At 71.9% G+C, this 15,135-nt stretch carries 14 protein-coding genes; 10 read left to right on the plus strand and 4 right to left on the minus strand.

Going from position 1 to position 15,135, the window contains the following annotated elements; translation table 11 throughout:
• Positions 1-105: 105 nt before the first annotated feature.
• Together ABZX65_RS14375 and ABZX65_RS14380 are read left to right on the plus strand one after the other, a co-directional pair.
• Positions 106-711 (plus strand): YdbC family protein, encoded by a 606-nt coding sequence (locus tag ABZX65_RS14375; protein ID WP_355338236.1) that lies wholly within the window; start codon positions 106-108, stop codon positions 709-711.
• Positions 712-872: 161 nt separating this feature from the next.
• A complete protein-coding gene (locus ABZX65_RS14380; RefSeq protein ID WP_355338239.1) occupies positions 873-1,709 on the plus strand; it encodes a sigma factor-like helix-turn-helix DNA-binding protein in 837 nt (278 codons plus the stop codon).
• On the opposite strand, the gene ABZX65_RS14385 is transcribed toward ABZX65_RS14380, so the two are convergent.
• Positions 1,672-2,403, minus strand: coding sequence for a TetR/AcrR family transcriptional regulator (locus ABZX65_RS14385; RefSeq protein WP_355338242.1), 732 nt, complete (start codon positions 2,401-2,403; stop codon positions 1,672-1,674). The genes ABZX65_RS14380 and ABZX65_RS14385 overlap by 38 nt on opposite strands.
• A gap of 72 nt (positions 2,404-2,475) precedes the next feature.
• On the opposite strand from ABZX65_RS14385, the gene ABZX65_RS14390 reads away from it, so the two are divergent.
• The 5 genes from ABZX65_RS14390 (at position 2,476) to ABZX65_RS14410 (ending at position 6,509) form a co-directional block, all read left to right on the plus strand.
• Positions 2,476-3,345, plus strand: a complete 870-nt coding sequence (locus tag ABZX65_RS14390) for an SDR family NAD(P)-dependent oxidoreductase (protein ID WP_355338245.1) — start codon at positions 2,476-2,478, stop codon at positions 3,343-3,345.
• Positions 3,346-3,403: 58 nt separating this feature from the next.
• Complete coding sequence (locus tag ABZX65_RS14395; RefSeq protein ID WP_355338248.1) at positions 3,404-4,066, plus strand: histidine phosphatase family protein; 663 nt, start codon at positions 3,404-3,406, stop codon at positions 4,064-4,066.
• A 69-nt stretch (positions 4,067-4,135) separates the two neighbouring features.
• A complete protein-coding gene (locus ABZX65_RS14400) occupies positions 4,136-5,041 on the plus strand; it encodes an ADP-ribosylglycohydrolase family protein (RefSeq protein WP_355338251.1) in 906 nt (301 codons plus the stop codon).
• 49 nt (positions 5,042-5,090) lie between these two features.
• A complete protein-coding gene (locus tag ABZX65_RS14405; RefSeq protein WP_355338254.1) occupies positions 5,091-5,777 on the plus strand; it encodes a ribonuclease HII in 687 nt (228 codons plus the stop codon).
• A 54-nt stretch (positions 5,778-5,831) separates the two neighbouring features.
• On the plus strand, positions 5,832-6,509 hold the full coding sequence (locus tag ABZX65_RS14410; RefSeq protein ID WP_355338257.1) for a hypothetical protein: 678 nt from the start codon (positions 5,832-5,834) through the stop codon (positions 6,507-6,509).
• A 3-nt stretch (positions 6,510-6,512) separates the two neighbouring features.
• Here the strand turns inward: ABZX65_RS14410 and ABZX65_RS14415 are convergent, their stop codons facing one another.
• Together ABZX65_RS14415 and ABZX65_RS14420 are read right to left on the minus strand one after the other, a co-directional pair.
• Positions 6,513-7,103 (minus strand): hypothetical protein, encoded by a 591-nt coding sequence (locus ABZX65_RS14415; RefSeq protein ID WP_355338259.1) that lies wholly within the window; start codon positions 7,101-7,103, stop codon positions 6,513-6,515.
• 196 nt (positions 7,104-7,299) lie between these two features.
• Positions 7,300-9,480: a DEAD/DEAH box helicase gene (locus tag ABZX65_RS14420; protein WP_355338262.1), complete on the minus strand. Its 2,181-nt coding sequence runs from the start codon at positions 9,478-9,480 to the stop codon at positions 7,300-7,302.
• A gap of 133 nt (positions 9,481-9,613) precedes the next feature.
• Here ABZX65_RS14420 and ABZX65_RS14425 point away from each other — a divergent pair, with 133 nt between their 5' ends.
• Positions 9,614-10,852, plus strand: a complete 1,239-nt coding sequence (locus ABZX65_RS14425; protein WP_355338265.1) for a DUF4192 domain-containing protein — start codon at positions 9,614-9,616, stop codon at positions 10,850-10,852.
• Here the strand turns inward: ABZX65_RS14425 and ABZX65_RS14430 are convergent.
• Positions 10,764-12,074, minus strand: coding sequence for an alpha/beta fold hydrolase (locus tag ABZX65_RS14430; protein ID WP_355338268.1), 1,311 nt, complete (start codon positions 12,072-12,074; stop codon positions 10,764-10,766). The genes ABZX65_RS14425 and ABZX65_RS14430 overlap by 89 nt on opposite strands.
• 195 nt (positions 12,075-12,269) lie before the next feature.
• On the opposite strand from ABZX65_RS14430, the gene ABZX65_RS14435 reads away from it, so the two are divergent.
• Both ABZX65_RS14435 and ABZX65_RS14440 read left to right on the plus strand, forming a co-directional pair.
• Positions 12,270-14,258 carry a glycogen debranching N-terminal domain-containing protein gene (locus tag ABZX65_RS14435; RefSeq protein WP_355338271.1) on the plus strand — a complete coding sequence of 663 codons (1,989 nt, stop codon included), beginning with the start codon at positions 12,270-12,272 and terminating at the stop codon, positions 14,256-14,258.
• Positions 14,259-14,376: 118 nt separating this feature from the next.
• The gene (locus ABZX65_RS14440) at positions 14,377-15,111 is read left to right on the plus strand and encodes an NUDIX domain-containing protein (protein ID WP_188286086.1); all 735 of its coding nucleotides are present in this window, start codon (positions 14,377-14,379) and stop codon (positions 15,109-15,111) included.
• The last annotated feature ends 24 nt before the right edge of the window (positions 15,112-15,135 follow it).

Consider the following 15,135-nt stretch of genomic DNA (forward strand, 5'->3'; position numbering starts at 1 on the left):
GGGCGACCCGGTGCCACCGCCCTTTTCCGGCCCTTCCGGTCCCTCACGCGATTGCCTCCCCCGCACAGGGACGATCTCCGGCGTCAACGCCACTACGATGGCGCGGTGTTGGTGAAGTGGATGCGCTGCGGGGTTGTGGATCAGGCGGGGTTCGACCGGGGGCAGCGCAGGTGGGCGGCGCTCAAGGACCAGCCCGGCTTCCGAGGGCAGGGCGGCGGCTGGAGCCGTGCCCAGCCCGGAATGGCGCATCTCTTCGCCTTCTGGGACAGCCGGCGGTCCTACGACGCCTTCATGGCCGGGCCGCACGACGGGATCGCCGCGTCGCAGGGCGACACCTACGAGATGCTCGCGGTGAATCTCTTCGAGCACCGGCTGGACGTCAAGGTCGGCTTCGAACCGACCTTCGCCGACGTCGACGTCCTACGCGTCGCCCTGTGCAAAGTGCGGCCGGACCGTGTCGACCACTTCACATCGATGCAGCAACGGGTGTGGAATCCCGCCATGGCGGGTTCTCCCGGCATGCTGCGCGGCGTCTTCGGTCAGGGTCCGGGAAACGACTTCCTGGTGCTGTCCATGTGGAATTCGGCGACGGAGCGCGGTAAATACCGCGAAGGAGCGGTGACGCGGCTGTCGGAGCGCGCCGAACTCGACACCGATGTGGTGTCCGTGGCGGGTGACGTGGTGGATGTGGTGCAGGCGTGGACGGTCTGAGAGCGGATGGCTCGGGTGACACGGGTGGTGCCGACCACGCGCCGGATATAGGCCGCGCTGTCACGGGTGGGGCGGAAGTCGCCGCTGTGACAGCGGTGGCGGCCGACGATACGCAAGCCCTTTCCCCGCACCAGGTGCGGCTTTTCGGGGCCGCTTATCGGATGCTCGGATCGGCGTGCGCGGCGGACGAGGTCGTACGGCACGCGCTCACCCGTACGGCCGACACCGGCGCGGGCGACGCGCTGCCCGAGCTGGTCCGCGAGGTCTTCGGCGCGATACGGGCCGTGCCCGAGCAGGCGGCGCGGCACCGGCGTGAAGCGCACGCGGGCTCCTGGCTGCCGGAACCGGTGCTCACCGAGGGCGGCGCGATGGGCGCCCTGGGCGCTCTGGAGACGGTCGAGAGCCGGGAATCGGTGTCCATGGCGCGGCTGGTCGCGCTGGAACGCCTGTCGTCGGCCGAGCGGGCCGCGTACGTCCTGCGGGAGACCTTCGGCTACGGGTCGGCGGAAACCGCCGTCGTCCTCGGACTGCCCGAAGTGCAGTGCCGCGCCCTGCGGCGCCGGGCACGGCAACGGGTGCGGGAGTCCGCCACCGGCGTTGACCTGCCCTGGCCGCAGCGGCGGCAGCTGGCCGAGGACCTGATGCGGGTCGCTTCGCACGCGGACCAGCAGGCGCTGGCGGAACTGCTCGCCGACGATGTCGTGGCCTGGTCGGACGGCGGCGGGGTCCCCGGGACGGCCCGGCGCCCCGCCCTGGGAGCCGCCAAAGTGGCCCGCTTTCTGGCCGGACTGATCAGCCAGGCACCTGCGGGAACGCGCGGCCGGATCGTCGAGATCAACGGCGACGCGGCGGTGCTGGCGACGACCGGGAATGTCGTGGTGGCCGTCGTGGCACCGGAGTTCGGGCCGCAGGGGCTGGTCGGCATCCGCACGGTGGCCGATCCGGGACGACTGGTGTTCCTCAACCGACAGTGGGCGCGGCGGGGGTTGTGGCGCTGACCGGTGCCTGCTCTTTCGCCTGCGCGCTCACCTGCTCGTTCGCCGATGAGGCCGCGCCTGTGCGCGCGTCTACGCTTGTGGTCGCCCGTGCCCCGGTGGGTCCGTCCGGCCTCAGCAGCTTCGCCAGGGCGCTGGTGATCTGTTCCCCCAGGCTCGCGTCCACCGGCGCGTGATGGCTGATCAGCCGGTACCACATGGCGCCGAAGGCGAAGTCGACCGCGAGGTCCAGCGTCCGGTCCTCCCCGGCCAGTTCACCGCGCTCCACCCCGCGGGCCAGGAGCGCGCGGAGCGCCTGCCGCCGGGGCCCGATCACCGTGGACTGGAGCCGCTGTGAGAGGTCCGGGTCGTGCTGGGCATCGGCCATCAGTCCGACCAGGGCCTTGCCGGTGAGCTTGCGGGTGAGCACGAAGGTGGCGTCGAGCAGCGTACGGACGTCGCGCAGCGTGTCGCCGCTGTCGGGATCCAGGTGCTCCGCCTTGCGCAGACCCAGGTCGCGCAGGGCGTCGAGCAGGACGTCCTGCTTGGCGGGCCACCAGCGGTACACGGTCTGGCGGCCGACCCCCGCGTTCTCCGCGATGCCCTTCATGGTCAGGGCCTGATAACCGCCGTCCTGGCAGAGCCGCAGGGCCGCGTCGAGCACGGCGCGGCGGGCGGTCTCACTGCGGGGTCTGCCCCGCGCGGGTGTCTCGTCCACGAATCCACTTTACAAGGCATGGTGTCTCGCATACTCTTAACGAGTCAGCATGTCTCGTAAATGGAGCTCGCAATGAACGAACGCGTTGTCGGCGGCCGGGGGGAGCGCCCCGAGGGCAAGGCCGAAACCGACTCCCGGCGGACGATCCTGATCACCGGTTCCACTGACGGCCTGGGTCGCTGGCTCGCCATACGCCTCGCGACCGACGGAGCCCGTGTGCTGATCCATGGCCGCGACGCCCGCCGGGCCGAGGAGGTTCGCGACGCCATACGGGAGGCGACGGGTGAGGACCGCGCGGAGGTGCTGCTCGCCGACGTCTCCGATCTCGGGCAGGTCGACCGGCTCGCCGACGAGGTGCTGGCCCGTGCCGACCGGCTGGACGTGCTGGTCAACAACGCGGGAATCGGGACCGCCTCGCCGGGCGGAGCGCGGGAGGCGGACGAGCACGGCGTGGAGCGGCGGTTCGCGGTGAACTACCTGGCGGGGTACCGGCTCACGCACCGGCTCCTGCCCTTGCTGACGGCGTCGGCGCCGTCCCGCATCGTCAACGTCGCCTCCGCGGGTCAGCAGGCGATCGACTTCGGCGACCCGATGCTGACCAAGGACTACGAGGGCGGGCGGGCGTACACGCAGAGCAAGCTCGCACAGGTCATGTTCACCTTCGACCTGGCCGAGGCGTTGAAAGGCACCGGTGTGACGGTGAACGCGCTGCATCCGGCCACGTACATGGACACCACCATGGTCAGAGAGGGAGGCATAGCGCCGTGGAGCTCGGTGGAGGAGGGCGGGGAGGCGACCTTGCGGCTCATCGAAGGCACCGATGTCGGCACCGGCCGGTACTTCAACGGCACCCGGGAAGCCAGGGCCGACCGGCAGGCGTACGACGGGGACGCCCGACGTCGGCTGCGGGAGCTGTCGGAGGAGCTGACGGCGCGACTGTGAGGCGGATGACCCCCGGATCAGCGCGCCGGAGCGACAGTCGCGCAATAGGCTGATCGTCATGGGACGCCCTCGCCGCATTGTGCTCATCCGGCACGGCGAGTCCCAGGGAAACAGGGACGACACCATTTACGAGCGGGTGCCGGACCACGCCCTGGAACTCACCGCCACCGGCCTTCAACAGGCGAGGGAGGCGGGAGCGGGCTTGCGTGAGCTGTTCGGCGAGGAACGGGTCCAGGCATTCGTCTCTCCGTACCGCCGCACCTGGCGCACCTTCCGGGCACTGGGGCTCGACCCCCGGCTGACCCGGGCCAAGGAGGAGCCGCGCCTGCGGGAACAGGACTGGGGAAACTGGCAGGACGTCGAGGACATCCAGCGGCAGCGCAAAGCCCGCGACGCCTACGGCCACTTCTTCTACCGCTTCGCGATGGGGGAGAGCGGCGCGGACGTCTACGACCGGGTCGGGGCCTTCCTGGAGACGCTGTACCGCGCCTTCGACAAGGAGGACTTCCCGCCGAACGTGCTGGTGGTCACCCACGGGCTGACGATGCGGTTGTTCTGCATGCGCTGGTTCCACTGGACGGTGGAGGAGTTCGAGGCGCTGTCCAACCCCGACAACGCCGAGACCCGCACACTCCTGCTCGGCCCCTCCGGCGGCTATACCCTGGACCGGCCGTTCGCGAGGTGGCGGACGCCCGGCCCGCCTGGCGGCGGGGAGTGGTGAAGTCGGCCGGTGACTTTGGGCACACGGAGATTGACCGGGATTGAACACGATGTCAGAGTTTCCGACGCCATGACCCCTCACACCACTGAAACCGACCGCGCCGCGCGCGCCGTGGCCAGCCTCCGCGGGCTGGCCGTGGGCGACGCCCTGGGCTCGCAGTTCTTCGTCCCCGCCAACTACCCGGCACTTCAGAACGGCCAACTGCCACCCGGCACATGGGGGTGGACGGACGACACGGAGATGGCCTGCTCGGTGGTCTCCGTGCTGATCAAGCACGGACGCGTCGACCAGGACGCCCTGGCCCACTCCTTCGCCGAGCACCACGACTTCGACCGCGGCTACGGCCCGGCTGTCAACCGGATGCTGCGGCTGATCCGCCAGGAAGGCGGCGACTGGCGGGAACTCGCGGCCGGCCTGTTCAACGGGCAGGGCTCGTGGGGCAATGGCGCCGCGATGCGGGTCGCGCCCCTTGGTGCCTGGTACGCGGGTGACGCCGTCCAGGCCACCCACCAGGCGGAGATCTCCGCCTACACGACGCATCAGCACCGGGAGGCGGTCGTCGGGGCCATGGCGGTCGCCGCCGCGGCGGCCCTCGTCGCCGACCCCACGGGACCCCAGGCCCCGTCCGACCTTCTCGGCGCGGTTCTCGACCTCGTACCGCGCAGCGCGGTGCACGCGGGTATCCGACGGGCCAGGGACATGCTCGACTACGCGGACGTCGCCACGGTGGCCGCCGTGCTGGGCTGCGGGCGGCGCACCAGCGCCCATGACACCGTGCCCTTCGCCCTGTGGGCGGCGGCCCGCCATCTCGACGACTACGAGCAGGCGTTCTGGACCACCGCCAGGGCCGGTGGCGATGTGGACACGACCTGCGCGATCGTCGGCGGCATCGTCGCGTCCCGGCCGGGCGGCCAACCGCCGGGCGACTGGCGGGAGCGGACCGAAGTCCTCCCGGACTGGGCGTTGTCCGACTGACCGACCGCCGTGGGACGGCGCGAAGCAGCGGGGTAGGCTTGGTACTGCCATGCCGTACGAACCACCCACCCACAGCGTCGAACGCTCCCTTCGTGCCACCCTCGGGGCGCGGACCGTGGCGGGTGTGGACGAAGTCGGCCGCGGCGCCTGGGCCGGACCCGTCACCGTGTGCGCCGCTGTCACCGGACTGCGTCGCGCGCCGGAGGGGTTGACCGACTCCAAGCTGATCACCCCCAAGCGCCGGGCCCGGCTGGCCGCCGTCCTCGGCGACTGGGTCACCTCCTACGCCCTCGGGCACGCCTCACCCGAGGAGATCGACGACCTCGGGATGACGGCCGCGCTCCGGCTGGCGGCCGTACGCGCGTTGGAGGGATTGCCGGAACGGCCGGACGCGGTGATCCTCGACGGCAAGCACAATTACCTCGGCGGTTCCTGGAAGGTCAGGACCGTGATCAAGGGCGACCAGTCCTGCGTCGCGGTCGCCGCCGCGTCCGTCATCGCCAAAGTGCAGCGGGACACGGCGATGGCCGAACTCGGCGCGGATTACACGCCGTTCGCCTTCGCCGACAACGCCGGATATCCGTCACCTGTTCACCGTGCGGCCCTGGAGGAGTTGGGGCCCACCGCGCAGCACCGGATGTCGTGGTCGTATCTGGACGCGCTGCCCCGCTGGCAGCACCTCAAGAAGGTCCGTCAGCCGGTCGAGTCAGGGGAACAACTCGGTTTCGATTTCTGATCCACACGCCACCCCCCGCTGCGCATCCGTGCGGCATTTGATAGACATCAACTCATGCCTCTCATCCCCGAGGAGCCTCAGATTCACGAGAGCGTCCCGGGTCCCCGTACAGCTCCGGCCACCGGCCGCAGTGCGTCGACCCCCCGTCCTGTCCCCGGTCCGCCGCGGCCCGCAGCGCCGCGTCCCGCGCCGCCGAGGGAAGCCGCCGCAGGCGTCGGTCCGGGCCGTCACGGCCCCGCCCGTCCCATCGGTACCCCTGGTCCCGCCGCACCCTCCGGCCCGGTGACCCCGGCCGCGACGGCGGTTCCTCCCACCGTGCCGCAGCAGCGCGCCCAAGAGCCCGCCGCCGCCCAGATCCAACTCATCCCCGCGCCGACCGACGGTGCGCTCGACGCCGCCGACGAGACGGTCGACCTGCTGCTTGACACGGGTCGGGCACCCGGCGAGATCCTGGTCCTCACCACCGGCGACCAGCACCCGTGGGCGGCGCACGAACTCACCTTCGGCGAAGCGTCCTATTGGGCGCAGTACGACGTGGCCGACGACGTCTTCTACGCAGACATCTCCGCCGAACGCACCACCGGGCGACCGGTCGTGGTCGTCGCCGTCAACGGCGGCGGCGACGACACGCTGCCGAGGGCGCTGGCGGGCGCACTGGCCAACGCGGGCGTGCTGCTGATCGTCTGCGGCGACCCGGCCAGGGTCAATTCCCTGCTGGGCGCCAGCGCCTGACCGTCAGCGCGCGGCCGCGCGGCGAAGAGCCTGCGTCGTCCCTCCGGGGATGCCGTGCGCCGCGTCGCCCGGCCGCCGCGACCAGGAAGCGGCGTTCGGTGTGCGGCCGACGCGGTTCTCGCCGATGACATTCCAGCCGTCGGCGGTCAGGGTGACGTACGACCCGGAGCGAAGGCCGTGCAGGGTGCAGGCGTCACGCAGCCCCCACATCCACGCCCCGTCCTCCTCGGTCCAGCCGGGACCACCGTCCCGGCAGACCATCAGGACAGCGGTGCGTACCGGTTTGCGCAGTCGCAGATCGTGCGGGATGACGCGGCGCAGGTGCGAGAGCAGCGCATTGCGCCGCTCCCAGCCGTCGACCACCCCGCTGCGGGCGGTGAAGGAGGCGCTGGCCCGGATCCGGCCGTCCGGGTCGTACACCGCGATCACCGCGGTGGACGGGGACGGCAGGTGCCGGGCGTGCAGGTCCTTGATCACGTCACGCGGATTGGCCAGCAAAGGTACGCCGATGCCTGCCCATTCGGCCGGCTCCAGAGTGCGCGACGCGAGGGAAGTTGCGGCGGAGGACGTCTCCGGAACGAAGCCGATGGTCACGGTCCTCCTTTCATGGATGCACCCGTAGACCGGGCGCGGGCGCACGCCGGTCAGATGGCTCGATGAGCCGATAGGGGATCCGGCATCAATTCTCGCTCCCGTATTGCCCCGCGGCAACGGGCAATTGAAGCCGCCGACCGGTATGGACCTGTCCGCCGCTTAGATCCTGTCCCGTCCGGCGCCTCGCCACGCACATTCACCCCTGAACGGCCAGGACCAGCGGGAAGACAGCCGTCGCACCGGCCCGCCGCAGCAGCCTGGCCAGGACCGCCAGTGTCCAGCCCGTGTCGGAGAGATCGTCGACCAGCAGCACGGGACCGGGATTCGCCTGAAGGGCCGCGGCCAACTCCTGCGGTACGACGAAAGCCCCGTGCAGGGCGCGTACCCGCTGTGCGCTGTTACTGCGCGGTACGCCGCCCGGGTCTCCCTGATCCGCGTACTCGACCCGGCCGAGCAGGGGCATTCTGCCGACCTCGGCGATACGGGTGCTGAGCGATTCCACCAGCACGCCGTGGCGGCGAGAGGCGACACCGACCACGCCGACCGGGCGTGCGGGGGCGTCCGGCGCGCCGCTGGCCCAACCGCCGGGCCCCTTGGCCCAGTCGGCGAGCACCTGGATCACGGCGTCCACCGCTTCCGGCGAAACCGGCTGGTCGACGGCTCCTTCGGCGAACAGCGGCCGCAGCCGGTTGCCCCACCCGATGTCGGACAGACGGCCCAACGCCCGCCCGGTGGACGCCTGTTCCGTCGCGGGAATACGCCCCTTGAGCGCGACGCCGATCGCCTCGAGACCGGTCGGCCACATCTTGCGTGCTTCCAGCTCGACTCCGGGGCGCCCGAGCGCCGCGCGTGCCGCGTCCAGCGCGGCGTTCGAGACCTCCAGCGGGAAGCGCGCGCCCGCGCAGTTGTCGCAGCGTCCGCAGGGCGCGGCCTGCTCGTCGTCCAACTGCCGGCGCAGGAACTCCATCCGGCATCCGGTGGTGGTCGCGTAGTCCCGCATGGCCTGCTGCTCGGTCTCGCGCTGGCGGGCCACCCACGCGTACCGCTCGGTGTCGTACGCCCACGGCTGCCCGGTCGCGGTCCAGCCGCCGCGCACCCGGTGCACCGCGCCGTCGACGTCCAGCACCTTCAGCATGATCTCCAGGCGGGAGCGGCGCAGATCGACGCGTGTTTCCAGCGCGGGGATGGACACCGGGCGGTCGGAGGCCGCGAGCACTTCCAGGGTGCGGCGCACCTGCTCCTCGGGCGGGAAGGCGAGCGACGCGAAATACCGCCAGATCGACTCGTCCTCGCGCCCGGGCAGGAGCAGGACCTCGGCGTGGTCGACGCCGCGTCCGGCACGGCCCACCTGCTGGTAGTAGGCGATCGGCGACGAGGGCGATCCGACGTGCACGACGAATCCGAGATCGGGCTTGTCGAAGCCCATGCCCAGGGCCGAGGTGGCCACGAGTGCCTTGACACGGTTGGCGAGCAGATCCGCCTCGGCCGCCTGCCGGTCCGCGTTCTCGGTCTTCCCCGAGTAGGAGGCGACGGGGAAGCCGCGCTGCCGCAAGAACGCGGTGATCTCGTCGGCCGCCGCCACGGTGAGGGTGTAGATGATGCCGGAGCCCGGAAGCGTTTCGAGGTGGTCGGCGAGCCAGGCCAGCCGGTGGGCGGCGTCGGGCAGTCGCAGCACGCCGAGCGACAGGCTCTCGCGGTCCAGCGGCCCGCGCAGGATGAGGGCGCCTTCCTGATCGGCCCCGGTGGCGCCGGTACCGAGCTGCTCGGCGACGTCGGCGGTCACGCGGGCGTTGGCGGTGGCCGTGGTCGCCAGCACGGGGACGCCGGGCGGCAGATCGGCGAGCATCGTCCTCAGCCGTCGGTAGTCCGGGCGGAAGTCGTGACCCCAGTCCGAGATGCAGTGCGCCTCGTCGACGACGAGCAGGCCGGTGGTGGCGGCGAGCTTGGGCAGCACCTGATCGCGGAAGTCCGGGTTGTTGAGGCGTTCCGGGCTGACGAGCAGGACATCCACCTCGCCCGCCGCGACCTCCGCCTCGATCTCGCCCCATTCCTCGGTGTTGGACGAGTTGATCGTGCGGGCCCGGATGCCCGCGCGTGCGGCGGCTTCCACCTGGTTGCGCATGAGGGCCAGCAGCGGCGAGACGATGACCGTCGGGCCGCTGCCCCGCTCGCGCAGCAGCGCCGTGGCCACGAAGTACACGGCCGACTTCCCCCAGCCGGTGCGCTGGACGACCAGCGTTCTGCGGCCGTGCGCGACCAGCGACTCGACGGCGAGCCACTGGTCCTCGCGGAGCCGTGCGGTGCCCGGCTCGGCGCCGACGAGTCGGCTCAGTACGGTGTCGGCCGCGGAACGCAGCGCGGTGGGGGTCTCGGTCATGCCCCCATGCAACCTGATCGCACCGACATCGCGCCAACCCCGCTCCGTGGCCTGTGGATAACTCCACCGAAAGTTATCCACAGGTTTTTGGGGGGTCTGGTGTGATTCGCGCGATTACGGCATCGTCGATCTCATGACACAGAGCAGAGAGATTCAGCACGGAGAGTCATCATCCGAAGCGGCCGACGCCAAAGTCACCTTGCGCGGGCCCGCCGACCTGGCCGACGCATTGCCGTACTTGATGGGTTTTCATCCCAATGACTCCGTCGTGCTCGTCGCACTGCACGGCGAGCACGGCCGCTTCGGCGGCCGACTGCGACTGGGCCTGCCGGAGGACCCGAGTGAGTGGCCGGAGACCGCCGACCAACTCGCCGACTGCCTCGTGAGGAACAGCACCCGGCGCGGTGGGCGACCCGACGCCATCGTGCTGTTCCTGTGCCGGGACCCGCGTGAAGGGGAGCGCGCTTCGGCCGTGATGGAAAGGCTGAGGCCGCTCGCCCAGCGGATCCGGGTGGCCTGCGGGGCGCTGGACGTGCCCGTCGTCGAGGCGTTGTGCGTCTCGGCCGGCCGTTGGTGGTCCTACTGCCGCCCCGCGGAGACCGTCCCGGCGGAGGGAACGGTCCTGGCTCCGCCCGGCCGGTCCACGATGGCGGCGGCCAGCGCCTACGCGGGAATCCCGGCGCCGGGTTCGCTGCGGGACATGGAAGCCAGGCTGAAGCCGTCCGAGGCGCGGAATCGTGATCACGAGATCGCCCTCGACGCGGCCTGCGCCGAATTGGTGCCCCGCATGCTCGACGACGGTGACTGCGAGAGCGTCCGGCAGCGAACACTCGCCCTGGCCCGTGCGGCACTTGAGAAGTTCCGCTCCGCGCCCCGGATCGACGATCCCGCACGTGCGGACCGGCGGGACGACCGGCTCCTCGCCGACAACGAGGGTGCGGCGGTCATCCTCGGCCTCCAGGACCGCACGGCACGCGACCGCGCCGCCGAATGGATGGAGCCCGCGCAGGCGGACGCCGCCCTTCGACTGTGGCGGGCGCTCGCTCGGCGCTGCGCAGGACCGTACGCGGACCATGCCGCGGCCCCGCTCGCCCTGGCGGGCTGGGTCGCCTGGTCCTCGGGGGACGAGGCCGAGGCGCGGGTCGCCCTCGGCCTCGCACTGGACCTCGAACCCCACTACACCTTCGCGCGGTTGCTCCACCACTCCGTCAACGAGGGTCTGGACCCTGAGCTGTTGCGGCGGAGCCTGCGGCAGGAGCGGCGGCAGCGCGTGATCGCCTCGACTACAGCTCGCCGCGGGCCAGTCGGATCAGCCGGTCGAGGACCCGGCCGCCACTCACCCGGAGACCGTCGTGTTCGAACTCGTCGGTGACCCAGGTCCGCAGCCCGCGCACCGCACGCGCGGTGGCCAGCGAGTGGGCAGTGTCGACGTACATGTCGTCGTGGTAGATCGCCGCCGCCACCGGAATCTCATTGGCCGCCAACTGGCTGGTGTCATAGAGGTCCGGCCACTTCTCGCGGCGCGCGACAAGCTCCGCCGTCTCGCGCAGTGGTGCGAGCGCCGGATCGGACGTGAACATCCACGGATGGATGCTCTCTCCCGTGAACAGCACGGGAGCGTCCCCTGCCAGCGCGCGCTCGGCGTCGAACCGCGGGAATTCACCACGGACGGCCTCGGCGGCCCAGCCGGTGCCGTGAGGAGAGACGGACCCCTGTCCGTAGACCGACTCGTGCAGCACCGCGTAAAGGGGATTCGCGGCGAAGGACAGATGCTGCTGGACCTGGGAGAGAAAGGAGTCGGAGAAGACGGGACCGGAGGGACCCGTCACGAACGCGTACTCCAGCAGGTAGTGCAGGGTGTGCGAACCGGTGCCGGTGCCGAGCATCAGACCGAGGGACTGGAACGCCTCAGGTGTGAGGCGGCCTCCGCCGGGCAGCGACACCGCCTCGTCGCGCAGGCGGCGGACGATGGTGCGCACCGTCTCGACGTCTTCGGGGTAACGGGCGTAGTGACCGGCGTTCTTGCGCTCGATGCGGGGATAGGCGGCGCGGTAGACGGCCTCGGCGGTCACATCAAGACCCGGCAGGCCGCCCGTGAGGAACACCTCCCGCAGACCTTCGGGCGCCGACGACAGATAGGTGACCGCGCAGAAGCCGCCGAAACTCTGGCCCAGCACGCTCCAGCGCGCGTCCTCTCCGAGGAGCTGACGCCTGATGAATTCGCAGTCCCGGACAATCGAGTCGGCCCTGAAGTACGACAGGTAGTGCGCCTGGGCGGCGGCGTCGCCACGGGTGGGCAGCGTCTGGCGGGTGGCGGGCGTGGAGCGCCCGGTGCCACGCTGGTCGAGCAGCAGCACCCGGAAGTCGTCGAGCGCGCGCGGCAGCCAGCCGTCCCGTCCCAGCGGGCGCGGCGAGCCGAAGCCCGGACCGCCCTGGAGATACAGCAGCCAAGGCAACGACTCGCGCTCCCGGCCCGCCGCCACGACCTCGCGGGCGTAGACCTCGATCCGCTCCCCGTCCGGGGAGGAGTGATCGAGCGGTACGGCAAACGTGTGGTCGGTGATGACGGTGCCTGGCTGGCGGTGGACGGTCATGGAGTCTCTTTTCGGGGGTGCGGGCCGTGCGGGGAGCCGGGGCTCCCGTTCAGGAACGGTAGACGGGCCGTGACCTGTGCGCTCGGCGGGGCGTTCACCCGGCGTGCAGCACTCTCCCGGAAGACGAATCCCGTACGAGCGGGCGGCGGCTCCGGCCGTCGCCCGGGCCGCGCGCGCGGCGAAGGACGGAGCCCGGTGAGCACGCCGCCGGTCGTCGCACCGCGCCGGGCGGCACCCGGCCCGGTACCCGTCCACGACGCCGTCATCTGCGTGGCGGCGCCGGCCCTCGCGGTGTCCGCACAGCACGGGCAGATGCGCGGCGACGGTCTGGACGGCTTCTACCGCGACGGCAGGCGACTGCTGAGCCGCTGCGAGCTGACGGTCGCGGGAGCCGAACCGGTGACCGTGCAGGCCAGGCTGCTCGACGCGGGACGGGCACGTTTCCTGGCGGTCGTCCGGACACCCGGCGACCGTGGCCCCGACCCGGTCGTCACGGTAGAGCGTGTCAGGACCGCCGAGGGCGGTGAGCGGATCACGTTCGCCAACGCGGGGCCGGTACGGGTGGCGCTGCCCGTCGAGATCGCGTTCGGCACGGATCTCGCGGCGCTCTCCGCGGTGGCCGCAGGGCAGGCCGGGGCGGATCTGACGGCCGGCGTCAGCGGCTCGGGGCTGCGCTGGTCGAGCGGCGGGGAATCGGCGCGGGTCACCGCGACTCCCGCGCCGGACGCGGCGCTGGGCGCGTCGGGACTGCTGAGGTGGGGCCTGGAGGTGGCGCCCGGAGCGGCACGGACGATCGAGCTGCGGGTGGAGCCGGCACCGGCGGCCACGACGGCGGGCAGCGCGCGGGCACCGGTCGGCGACAGACCGCCGCCGATGTGGGCCGACGCGCGGCTGGAGGGCGACGACCCCAGAGCCGGTGCCCTGCTGGACGCCTCGCTCGGGGACGCACAGGCCCTGCTGCTCCGCGCGCCGCAATATCCGGCCGACCTCTACGTCGCGGCCGGGGCGCCCTGGCGGATGGGGCTGGCGCCCGCGGACGCGCTGTGGGCGGCGCGGATGCTGCTGCCGTTCGGCACGCGGCTCGCGGCGGGCACGCTCCGCATGCTGGCCAGGTTGCAGGACCCCGCGACGGGCCGTGTGCCCGGAGTGCCGCGGCACTCCGGACCGCACCTGCCGCCGTTGGACTCGGGCGTGGAGGCGACGCTGCTCTTCGTGACCGTGCTGGCCGAGGCCCGACGCTGGGGGCTTCCGGCCCGCGAGGTGGAGCCGTTGCTCCCGGCGGCGGAGCGGTGCCTCGGCTGGATGCGGGCGGCGACGACGGATTCCGGCCTGGTCGTGGACCCGTCGGCGGAGGGTCCGGTGCGGGCGGAGGTACAGGCGTACGCGTATCGCGCGGCGGTGCAGGGTGCGGATCTGCTCGACGCCCACGAACGGAGTGGAACGGACGGCTGGCGGGAGTACGCGGCGGCGCTGCGGGCGGGCTTCCGGCGGGGATTCTGGCTGGAGGATCCGGGCGGTGGGCGGCCCGCGCTGGCGCTGGCCGCCGGGGGAAGACCGGTGCCGGTGCTGTCCTCGTCGCTCGCGCACCTCCTCGACACCGGGCTGCTCGGCGAAGGGGCGCTCGCTCCCGGGTTGTTGGACAAGGGGCAGACGGAACAGCTCGGCAAGCTGTTCGCCGCGCCGGACATGAACTCCGGCTGGGGCCTGCGGACGATGTCGGCGAAGACGCCCGGCTTCAGCCCCTTCGGCCACCGCGGAGGTGCGGTGCGCGTCCGTGAGACGGCGCTCGCCGTGTCCGGCCTCGCCGCGGCGGGGCTGGAGAAGGAGGCGTCCGCGTTGGTGGGCGGGGTGCTGGACGCTGCGGCGGAGTTCGGACTGCGGATGCCGGAGATATACGGGGGCGAGCAGCGTTATGCGGGCGGTGCGCCATGCCCGCACCCCATGGCGTGCCGTCCGGCGGCGGTCGCGGCGGCCGGGGCCGTCCATCTGCTGACGGCGCTCGCCGGGGTGCGGCCGGACGCGCCGGGCGGCACGGTGGCGGTCCGGCCGATCAGCGCCGTGCCGCTGGGAGCCGTGCATCTGACGGGGTTGCGGGTCGCGGAGCAGCCGTTCTCCGTTCGGGTCAGCCGTCTGGGGATGGCCATGATCGAGGAGGCGGCGCCGGGACTGCACCTCGGGACCTGACCATGGGCGGGGACCGAGCGGAGACCGAGCGGAGAGGGACGGGAAAACGTATCGATCCGATAGGGATCAGGCTCCCGATCCGGCTGATTATCGTCAGGCAGACGACTATGATCGCGCCATGTCGCCCTACGACCCGTCGGCTTTCCCGCCCTTCGCCGTCACCGTCGACCTGGTCGTGCTGACCGTGCGACATCACGCGCTGTGCGCACTGTCGGTAAGGCGCGGCGAGCCGCCCTTCCAGGGGCGGTGGGCGCTGCCCGGCGGATTCGTCCGCGAGGACGAGGACCTTTCCCAGGCCGCGGCGCGGGAACTGGCCGAGGAGACGGGGCTCCGGGCGCAGAGCGGCGCTCATCTGGAGCAGCTCGCCACCTACGGGGATCCGCAGCGCGATCCGCGGATGCGGGTGGTCAGCGTCGCGCATCTGGTGCTCGCGCCCGACCTGCCCGCGCCTCGGGCGGGCGGTGACGCCCGCAGCGCGCGCTGGGCGCCGGTCGGGACGTTGCTGGGCGAAGGGGGACAGGAGCACGCGGGGGAGACGGCGCCGCTCGCGTTCGACCATGCCCGGATCCTGGGGGACGGGGTCGAGCGCGCGCGGTCGAAGATCGAGTACTCGTCGCTGGCCACCGCCTTCTGCCCGCCCGAATTCACGGTGGGGGAGCTGCGGCGGGTGTACGAGGCGGTGTGGGGTGTCGCGCTCGACCCGCGCAATTTCCACCGCAAGGTGACCGGCACGGTCGGTTTCCTCGTGCCGACCGGGGGGACGACGACCCGTCAGGGCGGCCGTCCCGCGCAGTTGTTCAGGGCGGGCGGGGCCGCACTGCTCAATCCGCCGATGCTGCGGCCCGAGGTGTAGAACCGGCTCCTTCCGCAAAACGCC

This window comes from Streptomyces sp. NPDC003300, assembly GCF_040610915.1.
In the GTDB taxonomy this organism is placed as follows: Bacteria; Actinomycetota; Actinomycetes; order Streptomycetales; family Streptomycetaceae; genus Actinacidiphila.

What these genes read in the sequence shown, in the direction of transcription:
- ABZX65_RS14405 (WP_355338254.1), top strand. Translation starts at nt 5,091, where the DNA reads ATGCCGTACGAACCACCCACCCACAGCGTCGAACGCTCCCTTCGTGCC.
- ABZX65_RS14425 (WP_355338265.1), top strand. Translation starts at nt 9,614, where the DNA reads ATGACACAGAGCAGAGAGATTCAGCACGGAGAGTCATCATCCGAAGCG.
- ABZX65_RS14380 (WP_355338239.1), top strand. Translation starts at nt 873, where the DNA reads ATGCTCGGATCGGCGTGCGCGGCGGACGAGGTCGTACGGCACGCGCTC.
- ABZX65_RS14430 (WP_355338268.1), bottom strand. Translation starts at nt 12,074, where the DNA reads ATGACCGTCCACCGCCAGCCAGGCACCGTCATCACCGACCACACGTTT.
- ABZX65_RS14410 (WP_355338257.1), top strand. Translation starts at nt 5,832, where the DNA reads ATGCCTCTCATCCCCGAGGAGCCTCAGATTCACGAGAGCGTCCCGGGT.
- ABZX65_RS14390 (WP_355338245.1), top strand. Translation starts at nt 2,476, where the DNA reads ATGAACGAACGCGTTGTCGGCGGCCGGGGGGAGCGCCCCGAGGGCAAG.
- ABZX65_RS14395 (WP_355338248.1), top strand. Translation starts at nt 3,404, where the DNA reads ATGGGACGCCCTCGCCGCATTGTGCTCATCCGGCACGGCGAGTCCCAG.
- ABZX65_RS14400 (WP_355338251.1), top strand. Translation starts at nt 4,136, where the DNA reads ATGACCCCTCACACCACTGAAACCGACCGCGCCGCGCGCGCCGTGGCC.
- ABZX65_RS14440 (WP_188286086.1), top strand. Translation starts at nt 14,377, where the DNA reads ATGTCGCCCTACGACCCGTCGGCTTTCCCGCCCTTCGCCGTCACCGTC.
- ABZX65_RS14420 (WP_355338262.1), bottom strand. Translation starts at nt 9,480, where the DNA reads ATGACCGAGACCCCCACCGCGCTGCGTTCCGCGGCCGACACCGTACTG.